The following is a 17,109-nucleotide window of genomic DNA, read 5'->3' as shown; positions in this document are numbered from 1 at the left end:
AGGAGAACTTCTTATGAAGAAATTGACGATTTTAGGTTTGGCTTTGACAACCTTATTATTAGCTTCCTGCGGTTCGCCGTCAGATAATGATTCGATGAGTGAAACAACTAAAAACGATGAAAGCACGACAAATAGCACTGTCGAAAGCGAGGCAACGACTATTTTTACAGGAGTTCTTCAAGAAAATGCAACAGCTGGCGACAACGAAACGATACAGATTTTTCTAAATGATATCGAAGCAGTCGACGATCAAGAAACGATTGTTCCTAACTTTCAAACAGACGGCGTGATCCTACACGCACCGCAAGAATCATTTGAAGGTCAAGTTTCTGAGTTGACCAAAGGAACAACGGTCCAAGTCACATTGTCAGGCTTGCCAGTAATGACTATGTCAATCCCACCTCAAGTTCCAGGAAATTCAATCAAAACAGTTGAAATCGTGCAATAACCCCACGCGTTGTCCCAACGGACAACGCGTTTTGCTGCGAATCACTGCGATTGGCTTGCGAAGCAAGACAGAGCAGATGATGAGCAGTACTAGGCGACCGAAGGGAGAGTAGTAACCTTCGTATGAACCACAACGATTGGTTTGAAAAGCAAGATATGCAAGTTTTCTTTACGAAAAGTGCAAAAGCAACTCTAGGCGAAGTAAAGCCGTAAATAAAAGGAGTAAAAACTCTCCCTTTAAAATGCAATAAAGAATGATATACTATTTCTGAAGGAGTGACGTTATGAACGAACAATCATTATCCCTGCGATTGACTCGTGTTGGCGAACAGATTCCGGATCAAGCCCGCTTGGCAGATATTGGATCAGATCATGCCTATTTACCCGTGGCATTGATGCTACAAAATAAAATTCAGTATGCAGTAGCAGGTGAAGTTGTAAAAGGACCATTCGAATCTGCTTCACGGCAAGTCGAAAAAAATGGCTTGAGCGACAAAATCACTGTTCGCTTAGCAGATGGGTTAGCTGCAATCCAACCTGATGATCAGATTGATACGGTGGTTATTGCTGGTATGGGTGGCACTTTGATTCGAACAATTTTAGAAAATGGAAAATCTCAGCAGAAAATTACTGGGAAGGAGCGCCTTGTCTTGCAACCCAATGTGGGGGAGCGAACTTTGCGAGAATGGCTTCAAGAGAATAATTACATGATTTTACACGAAGAACTGATTGAAGAAAACCATAAAAACTACGAAATCATCGTAGCTGAAGAAGGCAGTAAAATCTATACACCACAAGAATTATTTTTTGGCCCGTGTTTATTGAAAGAAAAAAATCTCGTTTTTTATAAAAAATGGGCCCATGAATTGCAGCAGCGAGAAATCGTTTTGCAAGAACTAGAGAAAGCGGCAATTCCTCCTCAAGATAAAATAAGTGAGTTAAACGAACAGATTGATTGGATCAAGGAGGTGCTGGAATAATGTTAGCTAGAACGTTTATTGAACGTTTCGAAAGATATTGTCCGCAATGGTTAGCAGAAGATGGTGATCCAGTGGGATTGCATATCGGAACGTTGGACAACGAGATCCAACGGGTAATGATGACACTAGATGTTCGTCCAGAAGTCGTTGCAGAAGCAATTGAAAAACAAGTAGACTTCATTGTTGCCAAACATCCACCGATTTTTCGTTCCATACGTCGTTTGAGAGCCGATGATCCGCAACAAAAAATGTATATGGATCTGATCAAACATAATATTTCAGTCTATGCTGCGCATACGAATATGGATATTATTCATGATGGGCTGAATGACTGGTTTTGTGAAATGCTTGGAATAGAAGAAACCACGTATCTCGTTCCCACCCATACAATCAAAATGAAAAAATTGGCTGTTTTTGTTCCAATTGAGCAAGGCGCATCAATGAGGAAAGCTTTAGGAAAAGCTGGAGCTGGACAGCAAGGCAATTATCAAAACACCAGCTATTCACTGATTGGTACCGGCCGTTTTACTCCTCAAGAGGATGCGCATCCTGCGATTGGTGAAATTGGGGAAGAAGAGTCGGTACAAGAAGCAAAAATCGAAGTGATTTTCCCAGAAACCATCACCGAAAAGGTGTTGCAAGCGATGGTTGAGGCGCATCCCTATGAAGAACCCGCCTATGACCTTTATTCCTTGGATAACTTGTCTCAGCATTATGGGATCGGGCGAGTAGGTCAATTAAAAGCACCTGTTTTGTTGGAAGATTTCATCGATGAAATCAAAAGTGTTTTTCAGTTAGAGGGGTTGCGTTTGATCGAACCAAAAGCAAAGCGGCAAAACGTTCAACGGATTGCTATATGCGGCGGCAGTGGCGAACAGTTTTATCAAGAAGCCGTGAAGGCCAAAGCAGATGTGTATATTACTGGAGACATCAGTTATCACACCGCTCATGATATACAAGCAAACAGCTTGACGGCAATCGATCCAGGTCATAACATTGAACGGGAATGTATCCCTCGTTTTATCAAAAAATTCAATGAATGGAAAGCGGAAGAAGGTTGGCAGGTAGACTTTATTCCTTCAGAGACTTCCACAAATCCATTCCAATATAAATAGGAGTGATCAATTATGTACGAAAATTTATTACCGCGTTTTTTAAGATATGTAAAGACGGAAACTCGTTCTGATGCGACAAGCCAAACAACACCCTCCACACAAACGCAAGTGGCGTTTGCCAAGACATTGCAAAAAGAAATGGAAGAATTAGGACTTCATGATGTCCATTATAATGAGGAAAATGGTTTTGTGATTGGTACGTTACCAAGTAATGTTTCCGAACCAGTTCGTTCCATTGGATTTATCGCACATATGGATACGGCGGATTTTAACGCGGTGAATGTGGATCCCCAAATTATTGAAAACTATGACGGTGAGTCAACGATCAAATTGGATAAAGAGGGCAAATTTACACTGAATATCAAAGACTTTCCTAATTTGAAAAATTATCGTGGAGAAACATTGATTACGACAGATGGCAGCACGCTTTTAGGAGCCGATGACAAAGCAGGTATCGCAGAGATTTTGACGGCGATGGAAATTTTGCTTAACCATCCTGAAATCAAACACGGAGAAATCAAAATCGCCTTTGGACCAGATGAAGAAATTGGGGTGGGGGCTGATAAATTTGATGTGGCTGATTTCAATGTTGATTTTGCTTATACCATGGATGGCGGTCCAGTGGGTGAGTTGCAATATGAAACTTTCAATGCTGCACAAGCTGAACTGACGATCCAAGGGAAAAATGTGCACCCAGGAACCGCAAAAGATACGATGATCAATGCTTTGCAATTGGCGATTGATTTTCATAATCAATTGCCAAAAGATCAAGTGCCGGAAAAAACAGATGGTGCTGAAGGGTTTTTCCATCTGATGGCGTTGAATGGAACCGTCGAAGAAGCAAAAATGGCGTATATCATTCGTGATCATGATCGTGAAACGTTTGAAAATCGTAAAAAACAATTGCTTACAATCCAAGAAAAAATGAATGCTCAATTTGACGAAGCAAGAATCCAAATGGATTTATATGATCAATATTACAACATGAAAGAAATCATTGAAAAAGACATGAGTATTATTGAGTTAGCTAAGTCTGCAATGGAAGATCTGGGTATCGAGCCAGTGATCGAACCAGTTCGAGGCGGAACAGATGGATCGAAGATCTCTTATTTAGGGATTCCGACACCAAATATTTTTGCCGGTGGTGAAAATATGCATGGACGCTATGAATTTGTTTCCTTGGAATCAATGAAAAAAGCAACTGATGTAATCGTGAAGATTGCCGAAAAAAACGCACAGTAGAACTTTATTTTGTTTCGTTTTCAAGTGGAAAAATATCGCTTGATAATGAAAAATGAGTTGAATAATGGGCTGAGACTTGATGCAGAAGTCTGCACCATTCGCAGCCCTATTTTATTTAGGAAGTGAAAAATATGAAGATCATGGTTTTATATAATGATACGGCTGGTAAAAGCGATGCCAAGGATACTGCAGAGTCTTTTAAGAACTATCTAGAAGAACATGATCCTAAAAGTGAAGCAGTCTTGCAACCTTCCAATCCTGATATTGAGCCGGAAACAATCCAAAAAAATGCGAAAGAACACCAAATCGATACGATTGCAATCATTGGTGGAGACGGTACAATCCATCATGCGCTGCAAACATTTGTGGATCAGTTAGATAAGCTGACAGTGGCAATTATTCCAGGCGGAACGGTCAATAACTTTGCCCGTATGTTAGGGATTCCTCTCAAACCTGAAGAAGCATTTGAAACGATATTGAATGGGACTGATCGACAAATTGATTATGGATTGGTCAATGACTCCATGATGATCTCGACGATGACCATCGGATTGCTGGCCGATACGGCAGCGGCTACTTCGCAAGAAGAAAAACAACAGTTCGGACCACTCGCTTTTACCAAGCGGTTTTTCCATTATTTATTCAAAAAGAAACAATACAAATTAGAAATTATTGCAGACGGAAAACGCTGGCGTGGCAAGAGTCAATTGTTAACAGTAGTCATGTCCAATTCAGCTGGCGGATTTACCAATTTCGATGAGTTGGCACGACCAGATGACGGGCTGTTTCACATGATTTTATTGCCAAAACTCAATCTATTGGAATTCATTATTTATTTGCCCCGGATCATACGTGGTCGTATTGCGAAAGTGCCAGGTGTCGAGTACTTTACTGCAAATGAAATTGAGATTCGTGCTCAGGAAAAAACTGTTTATACACGAACTGATGGCGATCCGACAGATAATTTGCCTGTTAAAATGAAGGTGATGAAACAGGCCCTTCGTGTCCGTGTTCAAGAAGAAGACTTGGATGCTAAATAATATCAACCAGGGGAGAAATGATGACAGAATTTATACAAAATCCATTGTGGTTTTATTTACTTATAGCGAATCTTTATCTTTTTGGCTTGATGGGGTATGATAAATACCAAGCCGTAAGAAAAAAATGGCGTGTCCCTGAATGGAATCTGTTGTTTATGGGATTGATTGGCGGCGGAATCGGTGGATTGATCGCGCAACGCGTTTTTCACCATAAAACACGCAAACGTAAATTTTATATTTTTTTTGCTTTCGGTGTGATTGTAGATCTTCTATTGTTTATTAAGTTTGCCTAAGGAGTTAAAAATGAAAGCAAAAGTGAAATTTGCCTTAAACCTGCTATTAATGGTCGTGATCTTAGGTGCGATGTACTATTTTATTCGCAGCTCTATGACTGATATTTTGGCGGAATTAAGACAAACCAGTCTGTCGATCGTTACAGCAGTGATGGCGTTAGGAACAATTTACTTATTTATTGAAGGACGTTCCGTCAAAGAGATCGCTGTAGGATTTCAACCGGAGTTTACAACGAAAGACGGCTTATTTACCGTTTGTTACTCTGGATTCTATCGAATTATTACTTTTGGTGCTGGGAGGTTGATATCAGAAGTCAATTTTTATCGTAAAAATGGATTGAAATTGTCACAAGGTGTGGGTGTGACTACGTTGCATATGGTCATGTATAAATTGGCGGTCTTGACTTATGCTATCGCAGGGCTAGTGATTCAATTTTCTTTATTCTTTGAGAAAGCCCCAAATATGATTTGGGTGATATTAGCTGGTATGGTCGTTACTTTTCTGATTATTGCCTTTTTACTTGCACTTTCTGTAAGTGTCAACGTTCAAGTCGCTTTTGTGGTAATCAGCGACAAACTTTTCAAAAGTAAGAGCATGCGCAAAATCATCGATACTTGCAATACGCAGATTTACTCGTTACGGGAGACAGTCTATTCGATTCTCCGTGATCGTACGGCTTTTTTACGGATCTATTTCTGGAATGTCGTTAAATTGGCTGCTTGGTATGTGATTCCTTATGTAGTATTGGCACCTAAACATCCAGAAATCGACTTCTTACTGACGCTTTCTTTTGTCAGTTTTGCAGTGATCCTATCGGGTGTTATTCCTACGCCGGCTGGAATCGGTTCGTTTGAATTTGTTTATATGTTACTTTTTGGACCAATGGTAGGAACTGTTGATGCAGCGTCATCGATGTTGCTTTATCGATTTGCTACTTTTATTTGGCCATTCGTGATCGGTTTCGTCTATGTCATTTTGGAAAAACGCAAAACCATGAGTGCTGAGTTGGAAGAGTTGAAGAACGAAAAAGCGTGAGCAAAGGAATGAAACTTTTTCTTTCTCCTATTAAATCTAAATCAAAAAAATCTCGAAGGCATGCCTCAAAAACTTCAGCTAGTTCGCTGAAATTTCGGCACTTCTTCGAGATTTTTTAGTGTCGTACTTATTCACTTAATTCAATAATTCGATCTGCAAAGTCTTCGTAGAAATCGGCTTCGTGGGAAACCACTAAGACAGTTCCTTGAAAATCAGCCAGTGCTGCATTCAGATTATCTTTGGTTGCTTGGTCAATATGATTAGTAGGCTCATCCAATAGAAGAAAATTGCTTTTGATCATCATCATTTCAGCAAGTTTGACTTTTGTTTGTTCGCCACCACTCAATGATTTTAGCGCTTCTTGTGCCAGCTGACTCGGCAATCCTGCACGGGATAATTGGCGGCGTAGTTCTTTGATTGTAGCTTTAGGAAATTTATCGCTCATATAGTGCAAAGGATTTTGTAATGGTTGTTCCCAAGTTAAGTCTTGCGAGAAATAATTGAATTTTGTGTGTTGGGGAAATGAAACCGATCCATTGATAGCCGGTATCTGACCTAAGAGTGTCTTGATCAACGTTGATTTCCCAATTCCATTAAACCCGCGAATAGCGATTTTTTCACCGTAGCGTATCGTCAAATCGATCGGTGACAAAAGCGGTTTGTCATAGCCAATTTCTAAGTGTGTTGTTTCCAACGCCAATGTTGTGACGATAGGGGCATAAGGAAAAGCAATATGCGGTGTCGGCGCATCTGTTGGTGGCGTTAATCGTTCGATTTTCGCTAATTGTTTTTCTCGGCTTTTAGCCATCGTAGAACGAGAACCCGCTTTATATTTTCGAATATAGGCTTCCGTTTTCTTGATATGTGCCTGTTGGGCTTCATATTGTTTCAAATAACTTTCATTTTGCAACGCTTTGAGCTTCAGTGATTTTTCGAGATTGCCGGTATATTTCGTTAATTTGCCAAACTCGATATCGATGATATGCGTCGTGATCTGGTTGAGAAACTGTTGGTCATGAGAAACCACCAAATAGGTGCCATTAAAATCTTGGAGAAATTGAACCAGCCACTTGATGTGCTCATCATCTAAGTGATTGGTTGGTTCATCCAAGATCAGCATATCGGGTTTTTCCAATAACATTTTTGCTAAGATTAATTTTGATCGCTGCCCACCACTTAAATTGACCAGTGGGGTCTCCATACCAAGAATGGCAATGCCCAGACCTTCCGCTAAGTCAGCAATCAGTGTGTCCATTTGATAGAAGGAACCTTGATCCAATTGATTTTGTAATTCACCGGCTTTTTCAAGTAACTCATCATCCAATGTTTCAGCATATTCACCATATAGTGAAGCAATTTTTGCCTCTTTTTCAAAATCAGCAGCAAAGGCTGAGCGTAAGAAATCGCGAATGGTTTGGGTTTCGTCCACATTGACATATTGATCCAAATAGCCCATTTTCAGATTTTTTGGGAAAGTGACCTGGCCTTCATCAGGAAGAATCTCCCCGGTAATGATTTTGATCAAGGTACTTTTTCCGGCACCGTTTCGTCCAATCAGTCCGACTTTCTCGCCACGATTGATTTGAACGCTGACTTCTTCATACAAGATTTTGTCGCCGAATTGTTGCGATAGATTTGATAGTATTAACATGATTTTCCTCCATATAAAAAAGCCATAGACAGTCATTGTCTACAGCTTACAATCTTTTTAGTATCCATCAAAAACCAGGGCATGAGAAAGAAACCTCACTCCGAGTCTTTGATGAAGCAGATGCGCTAGGCGCTTGTAGGCTCTTAACAATGCTTCATCGTGTTCTTGTTAAGAGCAGATTTTCTGATAAATTTAAAATAGTAGCGTGACATCTGCTTTTCCTCCGTAGAAATTGTTCATTAAGCATAACATCTTAGCTTTCCTCGTGTCAACTTTTGCTGATAGTTTGCTAAAAAAGAAAGTCAAAAAGTGCTTGCATATCTTTTGACCATTACTGACCAAAGTGGTATACTACAATGTAGGAGAAATCCTAGAAATGACGGGGAGGTAGAACAATGAACCCAGAAAAAATGACAACAACTTTACAAAGTGCCATTGCAGAAGCACAACAAGTAGCGATAACACGCCATCATCAGGAGATAGATATCGCTCATTTATGGAAAATTTTATTGCAAGCCAATCAATTTGGCCGCAATTTTTATACGGACGCTGGTCTTGATGTCGATGCTTTCGAGAAGGAAGTTGACCGACTATTGGATGAAATCCCATCTGTTGAAGGTGGCAATGTTCAATACGGACAAAGCATGAGTCAAAACTTATTTCGTTTGCTTTCTGAAGCAGACCAACTAAAAAAAGAGTTCAATGATGAGTATTTATCGACTGAAGTCGTTTTACTCGCATTAATGAAACTAAAAAACCATCCATTGACCAATTACTTAAAAGGTCAAGGAATCAATGAAAAAGAATTAAAAGCAACCATTGAATCTTTGAGAGGGGGAGAACGTGTGACATCTCAAAACCAAGAAGAACAATACAAAGCCTTAGAAAAATATGGTGTGGACCTCGTTCAACAAGTCCGCAGTGGAAAAATGGATCCGATCATTGGCCGGGATGAAGAGATCCGCGATGTGATCCGTATTCTTTCAAGAAAAACCAAAAATAATCCTGTTTTGATTGGAGAGCCTGGTGTCGGTAAAACAGCGATCGTTGAAGGACTGGCGCAACGAATCGTTAGAAAAGATGTACCGGAAAACTTAAAAGACAAAACGATTTTCTCTTTAGACATGGGCGCATTGATCGCTGGAGCAAAATTCCGTGGTGAATTTGAAGAACGGTTGAAGGCGGTCTTGAAAGAAGTCAAGAAATCTGAAGGACGGATCATCTTATTTATTGATGAGATCCACAATATCGTGGGTGCCGGCAAAACGGAAGGCAGCATGGATGCTGGTAATTTACTAAAACCAATGCTGGCTCGTGGCGAACTTCATACGATCGGTGCAACAACATTGGACGAATACCGTCAATATATGGAAAAAGATAAAGCTTTGGAACGTCGTTTCCAAAAAGTTTTAGTCAAGGAACCAACGGTTGAAGATACCATCTCGATCTTGCGGGGACTAAAAGAACGCTTTGAGATCCATCACGGGGTCAACATTCATGACAATGCACTAGTTGCTGCAGCGACATTATCCGATCGTTATATCACAGATCGCTTTTTACCGGATAAAGCAATCGATCTGATTGATGAAGCGAGTGCAACGATCCGCGTAGAAATGAATTCAATGCCAACTGAACTTGATCAAGTCACTCGACGATTGATGCAGCTGGAAATTGAAGAAGCCGCATTGAAAAAAGAAACGGATGATGCTTCTAAAAAACGGTTGGCAAACCTGCAAGAAGAATTAGCTGATTTGCGGGAAGAAGCCAATACCATGAAGATGCAATGGGAAACTGAGAAAGATGAAGTCAATGCGGTTTCCAATAAACGGGCAGAAATCGACAAAGCCAAACATGAATTAGAAGATGCTGAAAATAATTATGATTTAGAGCGCGCTGCTGTTTTACGCCATGGAACGATTCCGCAATTAGAAAAAGAACTTGCCGAATTGGAAGCAAAAAACCAAGCGGAAGGCGTTCGAATGGTGCAAGAATCTGTGACTGAAAACGAAATTGCACTAGTTGTTGGTCGCCTAACAGGCATTCCGGTTGCGAAATTGGTAGAAGGCGAACGGGAAAAACTACTGAAATTGAATGAAACACTCCATCAACGCGTGATTGGCCAAGACGAGGCAGTCGATGCAGTAAGTGATGCGGTGATCCGTTCCCGTGCAGGTCTCCAAGATCCAAATCGACCATTAGGTTCTTTCCTATTCTTAGGGCCAACAGGAGTCGGTAAGACCGAGTTAGCCAAAGCGTTAGCCGTCAATCTGTTTGATTCAGAAGATCATATGGTGCGGATTGACATGAGTGAGTACATGGAGAAACATTCTGTGTCACGTTTAGTCGGAGCACCTCCAGGTTATGTTGGTTTTGAAGAAGGTGGCCAACTGACAGAAGCTGTTCGCCGTAACCCTTATACGATCGTCTTATTGGATGAGATCGAAAAAGCCCATCCAGATGTTTTCAATATTTTATTGCAAGTATTGGATGACGGCCGATTGACGGATTCAAAAGGTCGAGTAGTAGATTTCAAGAACACGGTCTTGATCATGACGAGCAATATTGGCTCGCAAATACTATTAGATGGTGTGACTGGGGAAGGAACGATTCCAGAATCGGTGGCTGAAAATGTTCGTTCGCTATTACGCGGTCATTTTAAACCAGAGTTCTTGAACCGTATCGATGATACAATTTTGTTCACGCCACTAAGCCTAGCCAATGTTACAGGTATCGTGGATAAAATTATTGCTCAATTGTCTCAACGATTGGAAAATCAAGACATTCAATTATCCATTACAGAAGAAGCCAAAAAATGGATCGCAGAGCATTCGTACGAACCCGCTTATGGCGCAAGACCATTGCGACGTTTCATTACACGGGAGGTAGAAACACCTCTGGCTAAAGAAATCGTTGCAGGACGTGTTCTGCCGAAAACAAAAGTGACGATAGAAGTGTTGAAAGACCAGCTTGTTTTTGAAAATACACCGATAAGTGAATAAGAGATTTCTTAGTCATCTAACTTAAACGAGAAAAATACCCCTTGAATTACCTGAATGATAGACGGAATGATACTGTGGGAAAGACCTGAATAAAGTCTTCTGCCTATTCCGCTATTTTTCAGGTTTTTTCTTTTGAATAAAAAAATCATCATGTTATTATGCTACGTCAATGTGGTTTAAGAACTTTCTTTTTATTAAACAAAGATTGGTAAATTTCTCGTAAAAAAAAACTTTCGTAAAAAGATTTTACTTGCCGAAAAGGCAAATTAAACGTAAGATTGAGAAGTAAACGCAAAACGCAGGTCTATTTTCTAATAAAGGATCTACTGAGAAAATAGTTGAAGGAGCAAATAAAATAAGATGCAGAAATTTTTAAAAGAGAATTGGTTTATTCTCGCTTTTATTGTGGTGATTGTTGTCGTTCGATTGTTTATTTTAACGCCTGTCAAAGTCAGCGGGCATTCAATGGATCCGACTTTGGCTGATGGGCAACGCTTGATTGCTTCCAAGATTTCAAGTTATCAGCGGCAAGACGTGATTATTTGCGTAGAACCGGATGATACCAGTAAAATTGCGGTGAAACGCCTAATTGGTTTGCCTGGAGATAAAATCGAGATGAAAAATGACGTCCTGACAATCAATGGCAAAGAGTATCACGAAGAATACTTAGAAGATTTTAAGAAGCAATTTGCGGATGATCAGTTGCAAAAGGAATATAGCTACCGGGAATTATTCCAGCAAATCGCGGCCAGTGCAACCCAATTCACTGAAGATTTCTCTATTACCGTCCCTAAGGGAAAATATTTTGTTATGGGAGACAATCGTCTGATTTCAAGAGATAGCCGTTCTTTCGGTGTGGTGGATGCCGATCAAATGCAAGGAAAAGTTATCTTGCGTTACTGGCCATTAAGTGAAATTTCATTATTTTAAAAGCACAGTAAAAAAGCATTCTTGCACAGGAGCGAGTCTTCACTCGAAACATGCAAGAATGCTTTTTTAAACGACCCAAGCTACTAGCGCAATCACGGAAAAGAACATTGTCCAAACGGCAATCGCCGCAGAAGCAATGAAAATGATTTTAATAGGCAGGGGTTGGACGAATTTTCGTGCATCTTTAGAAAAGGCATAGGTAATAGATGAAAAGATCATGCAGCACAAAAGAAAAAATACCGTCAAAATCATGGCGATCTCCTTACTGACTTCCAGGTCGACTTATTGTTAAATATTATAACAGACCTTTTGAGAATCGTGAAATCAAATACACTGCATTTCAGGCAATTCTTTTTGCAATTATTGGTATAAAGAGGACTCGTCCAATAACATAAATTATTAAATAACGTTTATTCCTTTATTAATGAAAGCGGGTTCAATGAATTTGGGAGATTTTTGCTAAAAAAAGATCATTGTCAAAATTAGTTTTTGCGAAATCATTAGGATAAAAAAACTGTCTGAACTAATTTTATTAGTTCAGACAGTTGATAAAAATCACTGTTCAATTTTTTTGATACGATAGCTTTCAAAATAATCAGGCTTGCCTCGCCCTTGGAAGTAAGCAATCAATCCCATCAATACAGCTCCGATCGTGTTGGTCAAAAGATCACCCATCGTATCCATCAATGCCTCGCGGCCAATGAATGGGGTGCCTTCTAGCGTCGCATAGCGCTGCAGATTCATTCCACCAAGCGAATCGCAGATAAACTCCCAGAACTCCCAAAAAACACCACACAGGCCTGCAAAAGCAAATCCCATCAGAAGAAAAAGCCATGGAGAAACTTCTCGTACTGGAACATCTTTTAGGAACATACAGATCAGCCCATAACCAACTGCTGTCAGAACCATCGGACTAACTGTGTGCAGTACTTTATCCCAGAAGGAAATAATTTCAATCAGATGCAAAATCGTTCCCATAAAGACCGAGATCAACAGAAAGAACCAATAAAAGTAAATAGTCGCATTGGGAAGTTGAATACGGAACAGCTTTTTACTGAATTCAGGTACATAGATCAACAAAATACCTAGTAATGCTTGAACTAGAAAAATCAGTGCTTGCTGTTTAGGATAGACACCTTGAAAGAATTCCCAAACAGAAAATGCGAAAACAAGGAAGCCAAATAGTGTAAATAGTTTTAATAAACGTTTATAATTATCACCCATTTATTGTTCCTCCCCGAGATAGGCAGCCAAGCCTTCTAGTAAAGCAGTTTCTGAAGAATAGATCTCTCCATTCAGTTTGATCAAACCGACTGTATAGAGATTCAAATAATGAAATTGATTTTCGGCTACAGTTTTCAGTGCAGTAATCTTTTGCTGATTATCTGCTCCTTGTTGGCGACTGTCTGTATATAGCCCTAAGACAGGGATTTCTTTGGCAAAAGCCACGCCGATTTCTGAAGCTACGCCTGGATCGATCGTTAGACCATCTAATAATGCAATCATTAGGTCACTTTCCAATACTTTTTCTGTATCAGCTTGAGCTATCATTTTACTATCAGCATAAGCAGACTTATCATTAATGGATGCATTTTCTTGTGGCAAATAGATATCTGCTTGTGGATAGGTGCTTCGGATTTGATTGACTAGATCGGCATTATAAAGCAGATCACTTTTAGCAAAGAGGGGGGCTGCAAAGTAAATATTCATTTTCATTCTCCTTCATTTATCAACATGATTAAAAATAGTCGCCAAAATAAGCTTCCATATCAGGAATAATAGTCTCCAATAACTGTAACGTATCCGAATCGGTATGGAGACGCTCGATTCGAGCCAAATACGCAGGTCTTCGATAATTCATCAGTACGCAAGTTAACGTTTGGATATCTAATTGGACCGCTTTTCCGATCGGATCATTCGAAACGATGACTTCACCTTTAGCATAGTTCAATCCAAAAATACCATTATTCCATTCAGCAACAGGATCGGAGACAACGAAATGAAAAGGCTGATCGAATGCTTTAAAGGGGAATTTTTTCAAAAACTCTGTTACGTCAACGATGCGTGCCATATAGTAAGGTTCGATCGTTTCTTTGATTTGGCTGTCTTCCAATAAGAAAGCCAAAGGTTCATTTTTATAAATATCGCCTTTGACCCAGTAGACCATGGAGAAATGAGCAGAGATAAAGTTCCATAATCCATTGCGGGCTTCTTGATTCAAGTAAAACATTTCTTTCACGTGAAAGACTTCTTCGGCGACCCAATAAAAAAGTACACCAGTGGGGTGACCACTTTTATTATAATAGACAGCTGCTGTTCGGCTTTCTTCGTTTTCGTAGCGCCAGTATTCTTCCCAGTGGAAAGCGGTCCGCTGTAATGCGCCATGATTTTCTCTTGAGAATTGATTATAGACAGTGAAAACGTCAGGATCATCTACCTCTTTTCGTTCAACGATCCCTGGAACTTCCACCGTTTTTGGTAACTGGGTATCACGTATTTTGAAGGTTAATTTATCTGACATCATCTCCCAGCCCTTACGACGATAATAAGGGACATTATAAGGATAGAGATAAGAGATCCATTGCTGATCTGCTCGCATCGTTTCAAGAGCGAGTTTGATCAAGTCTTTCATCAGTCCATGTCCCGCATATTCAGGGTAAGTTCCGACACCGGTCACGCCGCCCATTTTGTAAAGAGTTCCATGAATGTTCACTTCACAGGGATAGACAGCAATTTGTGAAACAAGCTGATCACCGTTGAACCACCCGAACACTTTAGATAATTCCAAGATTGGTCGTTTTGATTTGATCATTTCACGCTTGCTTTCATAACCGCTTTCCTCGATGTCCGACTCAGTGATTTGAAAAACATAGCTTAGAAGCTCATTGAACTGATCGACATCTTTTTCTTCTACTGGTCGAATATGCAAATCTTGATGAAAATTATTGTCCATTCTTTCAACTCCAATTTATTTACTAGCTATAGTATAGCAAAACCTGAACAAATTTGTTTAGATATCGGTCAAGAAAAATACTTTAATTATCAGCATTTCGTTGGTATAATAGAAAAGCTGACTAAAAGAAATGAGGAACGTATCCATGAATATAGAAGAAATGAAAAAACGACAGGAAAAGATTCGTAACTTTTCCATTATCGCTCATATTGACCACGGAAAGTCTACGCTAGCCGATCGGATTTTGGAACAAACTCATACGGTAACGTCCAGAGAAATGCAAAATCAATTATTAGACTCCATGGACTTAGAACGGGAACGGGGAATCACCATTAAATTGAATGCGGTTGAGTTGAATTATACCGCAAAAGATGGTGAAACCTATATTTTCCATCTGATCGACACACCAGGACACGTGGATTTCACTTATGAAGTATCGCGGAGTTTGGCTGCGTGTGAAGGTGCTGTATTGGTTGTGGATGCAGCTCAAGGGATTGAAGCTCAAACATTAGCCAATGTTTATTTGGCTCTGGACAACGACTTAGAGATCTTACCAGTCATCAATAAAATCGATCTGCCAGCAGCAGACCCAGAACGAGTACGTACAGAAATCGAAGACGTTATCGGTATTGATGCAAGTGAAGCGGTTTTAGCTAGTGCCAAAGCCGGAATTGGCATCGAAGATATCTTAGAACAAATTGTCGAATATGTACCGGCACCAGCTGGAGATATTGAAGCGCCATTGAAAGCATTGATCTTTGATTCTGTCTACGATTCTTATCGAGGGGTTGTTCTGAACGTCCGTATCATGGATGGGATGGTCAAACCTGGGGATAAAATTCAAATGATGAGTAATGGAAAAACCTTTGATGTCACCGAAGTTGGGGTGTTTTCACCTAAAGCGATCCAACGGGATGCATTGATGGTGGGAGATGTTGGTTATATCACAGCAGCTATCAAAACAGTGAAAGATACACAAGTAGGGGATACTGTGACACTAGCAAATAATCCAGCCCAAGAAGCTTTGGAAGGGTATCGTCAAATGAATCCAATGGTGTATTGTGGACTCTATCCAATCGATACTTCTCGTTACAATGATCTGCGGGAAGCATTAGAGAAGCTGCAATTGAATGATGCGGCACTCCAATTCGAGCCTGAAACTTCTCAAGCGCTAGGCTTTGGTTTCCGTTGTGGTTTCCTAGGTCTCTTGCATATGGATGTTGTTCAAGAGCGTTTAGAACGTGAGTTCAATTTGGAATTGATCACGACAGCGCCTTCTGTTATCTATCATGTCAACAAGACAGACGGAACAACCGTGACAGTCGATAATCCAGCAGATTTCCCTGAACCAGGTACTATTGAAAATGTCGAAGAACCTTTTGTCAAAGCACAAATCATGGTACCAAATGACTATGTAGGTGCAGTTATGGAACTCTCACAGCGTAAGCGGGGAGATTTTGTCACCATGGACTATCTAGATGATTATCGGGTCAATGTCGTCTATGAAATTCCATTATCTGAAATCGTCTTTGATTTCTTTGACAAACTGAAATCCAGCACAAAAGGTTACGCATCACTGGATTATGAAATGTCCGGTTACCGCACCAGCAAGTTAGTTAAAATGGACATCTTGTTGAACGCTGAAAAAGTCGATGCATTAAGCTTTATTGTTCACCGAGATTTTGCCTACGAACGCGGAAAAGCCATCGTAGAAAAATTGAAAAAACTCATCCCGCGTCAACAATTCGAAGTACCGATACAAGCAGCGATTGGCCAAAAAATCGTGGCTCGCTCCGATATCAAGGCTCTGCGCAAAAATGTTTTAGCGAAATGTTATGGTGGGGATGTTTCTCGTAAACGGAAACTCCTAGAGAAACAAAAAGAAGGTAAGAAACGCATGAAACAAATCGGTTCAGTAGAAGTTCCGCAAGAAGCCTTCATGGCCGTTCTGAAAATGGATGAGGATGAACCGAAGAAATAGCAAAGGATTCTTGAAAATGAATTAAGTTTTTCATGTCCAAAGATATATTTTGTCTACCATTTGCCTACGATTAGATTAGCTCGTAGGCAAATTTTTTTTTACTTTATTTGCTGACCATTTAATAGAGTTAGGTGTAACTGGTTCACCATTTCCATTGTGCAAACAAATGATGTCAGCAGGAATTCAGAAGCTTGTAAAATAATTAGGGAAGCGAGCAGGAGTAGTAAACGTCCAGCCTCATAGTTTCAGACGTACTGCAGCAACTTTAGCAAGAAGACATGGAATACAGACTGAGACACAAAAGAACATAGAGAACAACTAAACTATTTAATTGGTACAATTAATATGTGGGCTTATATGCCAGAAAGATTTTCACCATCCATGTATGAGTCTCTTAACTTTTGTGAAGGTAAGTACAAAGTTTATCTGTATTCAACAAATC

Annotated in this window: 16 protein-coding genes; 11 read left to right on the top strand and 5 right to left on the bottom strand. The window is 40.0% G+C overall.

What is annotated here, in order from left to right:
* Positions 1–13: 13 nt before the first annotated feature.
* The 7 genes from IGJ28_RS11735 (at position 14) to IGJ28_RS11705 (ending at position 6,153) form a co-directional block, all read left to right on the top strand.
* Entirely contained in the window at positions 14–448 is a 435-nt protein-coding gene (locus tag IGJ28_RS11735) for a hypothetical protein (protein ID WP_003126500.1), read from the top strand.
* A gap of 283 nt (positions 449–731) precedes the next feature.
* A complete protein-coding gene (locus tag IGJ28_RS11730) occupies positions 732–1,427 on the top strand; it encodes a tRNA (adenine(22)-N(1))-methyltransferase (RefSeq protein WP_103300798.1) in 696 nt (231 codons plus the stop codon).
* Positions 1,427–2,542 (top strand): Nif3-like dinuclear metal center hexameric protein, encoded by a 1,116-nt coding sequence (locus tag IGJ28_RS11725; protein WP_103300799.1) that lies wholly within the window; start codon positions 1,427–1,429, stop codon positions 2,540–2,542. Before IGJ28_RS11730 ends, IGJ28_RS11725 begins: the two co-directional genes overlap by 1 nt.
* Positions 2,543–2,554: 12 nt before the next feature.
* Entirely contained in the window at positions 2,555–3,784 is a 1,230-nt protein-coding gene (pepT, locus tag IGJ28_RS11720) for a peptidase T (RefSeq protein WP_113849645.1), read from the top strand.
* Between the two features lie 131 nt (positions 3,785–3,915).
* Complete coding sequence (locus IGJ28_RS11715; protein ID WP_103300801.1) at positions 3,916–4,824, top strand: diacylglycerol/lipid kinase family protein; 909 nt, start codon at positions 3,916–3,918, stop codon at positions 4,822–4,824.
* 20 nt (positions 4,825–4,844) lie between these two features.
* Positions 4,845–5,117 (top strand): DUF1294 domain-containing protein, encoded by a 273-nt coding sequence (locus IGJ28_RS11710; protein ID WP_005471409.1) that lies wholly within the window; start codon positions 4,845–4,847, stop codon positions 5,115–5,117.
* Between the two features lie 10 nt (positions 5,118–5,127).
* A complete protein-coding gene (locus IGJ28_RS11705; protein ID WP_438845407.1) occupies positions 5,128–6,153 on the top strand; it encodes a lysylphosphatidylglycerol synthase transmembrane domain-containing protein in 1,026 nt (341 codons plus the stop codon).
* A gap of 127 nt (positions 6,154–6,280) precedes the next feature.
* Here the strand turns inward: IGJ28_RS11705 and IGJ28_RS11700 are convergent, their stop codons facing one another.
* Entirely contained in the window at positions 6,281–7,804 is a 1,524-nt protein-coding gene (locus tag IGJ28_RS11700; protein ID WP_252711926.1) for an ABC-F family ATP-binding cassette domain-containing protein, read from the bottom strand.
* Between the two features lie 395 nt (positions 7,805–8,199).
* Between IGJ28_RS11700 and clpB the strand changes: the two genes are divergently transcribed.
* Together clpB and lepB are read left to right on the top strand one after the other, a co-directional pair.
* Positions 8,200–10,803 (top strand): ATP-dependent chaperone ClpB, encoded by a 2,604-nt coding sequence (gene clpB / locus IGJ28_RS11695; RefSeq protein WP_252711927.1) that lies wholly within the window; start codon positions 8,200–8,202, stop codon positions 10,801–10,803.
* A 360-nt stretch (positions 10,804–11,163) separates the two neighbouring features.
* A complete protein-coding gene (lepB, locus tag IGJ28_RS11690; RefSeq protein ID WP_113849647.1) occupies positions 11,164–11,733 on the top strand; it encodes a signal peptidase I in 570 nt (189 codons plus the stop codon).
* Positions 11,734–11,799: 66 nt separating this feature from the next.
* Here the strand turns inward: lepB and IGJ28_RS11685 are convergent, their stop codons facing one another.
* From IGJ28_RS11685 to IGJ28_RS11670, 4 genes are all read right to left on the bottom strand, one after another.
* Positions 11,800–11,985 carry a hypothetical protein gene (locus IGJ28_RS11685; protein ID WP_003126511.1) on the bottom strand — a complete coding sequence of 62 codons (186 nt, stop codon included), beginning with the start codon at positions 11,983–11,985 and terminating at the stop codon, positions 11,800–11,802.
* A 303-nt stretch (positions 11,986–12,288) separates the two neighbouring features.
* On the bottom strand, positions 12,289–12,957 hold the full coding sequence (locus IGJ28_RS11680; protein WP_156247474.1) for a hypothetical protein: 669 nt from the start codon (positions 12,955–12,957) through the stop codon (positions 12,289–12,291).
* Positions 12,958–13,443, bottom strand: a complete 486-nt coding sequence (locus IGJ28_RS11675; RefSeq protein WP_113849648.1) for a nucleoside 2-deoxyribosyltransferase — start codon at positions 13,441–13,443, stop codon at positions 12,958–12,960. It lies immediately after the preceding gene.
* 28 nt (positions 13,444–13,471) lie between these two features.
* The gene (locus tag IGJ28_RS11670) at positions 13,472–14,686 is read right to left on the bottom strand and encodes a GNAT family N-acetyltransferase (protein ID WP_005471423.1); all 1,215 of its coding nucleotides are present in this window, start codon (positions 14,684–14,686) and stop codon (positions 13,472–13,474) included.
* Here IGJ28_RS11670 and IGJ28_RS11665 point away from each other — a divergent pair.
* Positions 14,669–14,875 (top strand): hypothetical protein, encoded by a 207-nt coding sequence (locus IGJ28_RS11665; protein WP_021149742.1) that lies wholly within the window; start codon positions 14,669–14,671, stop codon positions 14,873–14,875. The two genes, IGJ28_RS11670 and IGJ28_RS11665, sit on opposite strands and share 18 nt — an antisense overlap.
* Positions 14,832–16,667 carry a translation elongation factor 4 gene (gene lepA, locus IGJ28_RS11660; RefSeq protein WP_003126516.1) on the top strand — a complete coding sequence of 612 codons (1,836 nt, stop codon included), beginning with the start codon at positions 14,832–14,834 and terminating at the stop codon, positions 16,665–16,667. Before IGJ28_RS11665 ends, lepA begins: the two co-directional genes overlap by 44 nt.
* Positions 16,668–17,109 lie beyond the last annotated feature (442 nt).

The sequence above is a fragment of the Enterococcus sp. AZ091 genome, assembly GCF_051714805.1.
Classification (GTDB): domain Bacteria; phylum Bacillota; class Bacilli; order Lactobacillales; family Enterococcaceae; genus Enterococcus_D; species Enterococcus_D gallinarum.
This window is presented reverse-complemented; position numbering and strand designations above follow the sequence as displayed.

Coding starts and splice junctions, on each gene's coding strand:
- IGJ28_RS11735 (WP_003126500.1), top strand. CDS start 14: ATGAAGAAATTGACGATTTTAGGTTTGGCTTTGACAACCTTATTATTA.
- IGJ28_RS11730 (WP_103300798.1), top strand. CDS start 732: ATGAACGAACAATCATTATCCCTGCGATTGACTCGTGTTGGCGAACAG.
- IGJ28_RS11725 (WP_103300799.1), top strand. CDS start 1,427: ATGTTAGCTAGAACGTTTATTGAACGTTTCGAAAGATATTGTCCGCAA.
- pepT (WP_113849645.1), top strand. CDS start 2,555: ATGTACGAAAATTTATTACCGCGTTTTTTAAGATATGTAAAGACGGAA.
- IGJ28_RS11715 (WP_103300801.1), top strand. CDS start 3,916: ATGAAGATCATGGTTTTATATAATGATACGGCTGGTAAAAGCGATGCC.
- IGJ28_RS11710 (WP_005471409.1), top strand. CDS start 4,845: ATGACAGAATTTATACAAAATCCATTGTGGTTTTATTTACTTATAGCG.
- IGJ28_RS11705 (WP_438845407.1), top strand. CDS start 5,128: ATGAAAGCAAAAGTGAAATTTGCCTTAAACCTGCTATTAATGGTCGTG.
- IGJ28_RS11700 (WP_252711926.1), bottom strand. CDS start 7,804: ATGTTAATACTATCAAATCTATCGCAACAATTCGGCGACAAAATCTTG.
- clpB (WP_252711927.1), top strand. CDS start 8,200: ATGAACCCAGAAAAAATGACAACAACTTTACAAAGTGCCATTGCAGAA.
- lepB (WP_113849647.1), top strand. CDS start 11,164: ATGCAGAAATTTTTAAAAGAGAATTGGTTTATTCTCGCTTTTATTGTG.
- IGJ28_RS11685 (WP_003126511.1), bottom strand. CDS start 11,985: ATGATTTTGACGGTATTTTTTCTTTTGTGCTGCATGATCTTTTCATCT.
- IGJ28_RS11680 (WP_156247474.1), bottom strand. CDS start 12,957: ATGGGTGATAATTATAAACGTTTATTAAAACTATTTACACTATTTGGC.
- IGJ28_RS11675 (WP_113849648.1), bottom strand. CDS start 13,443: ATGAATATTTACTTTGCAGCCCCCCTCTTTGCTAAAAGTGATCTGCTT.
- IGJ28_RS11665 (WP_021149742.1), top strand. CDS start 14,669: ATGAAAATTATTGTCCATTCTTTCAACTCCAATTTATTTACTAGCTAT.
- IGJ28_RS11670 (WP_005471423.1), bottom strand. CDS start 14,686: ATGGACAATAATTTTCATCAAGATTTGCATATTCGACCAGTAGAAGAA.
- lepA (WP_003126516.1), top strand. CDS start 14,832: ATGAATATAGAAGAAATGAAAAAACGACAGGAAAAGATTCGTAACTTT.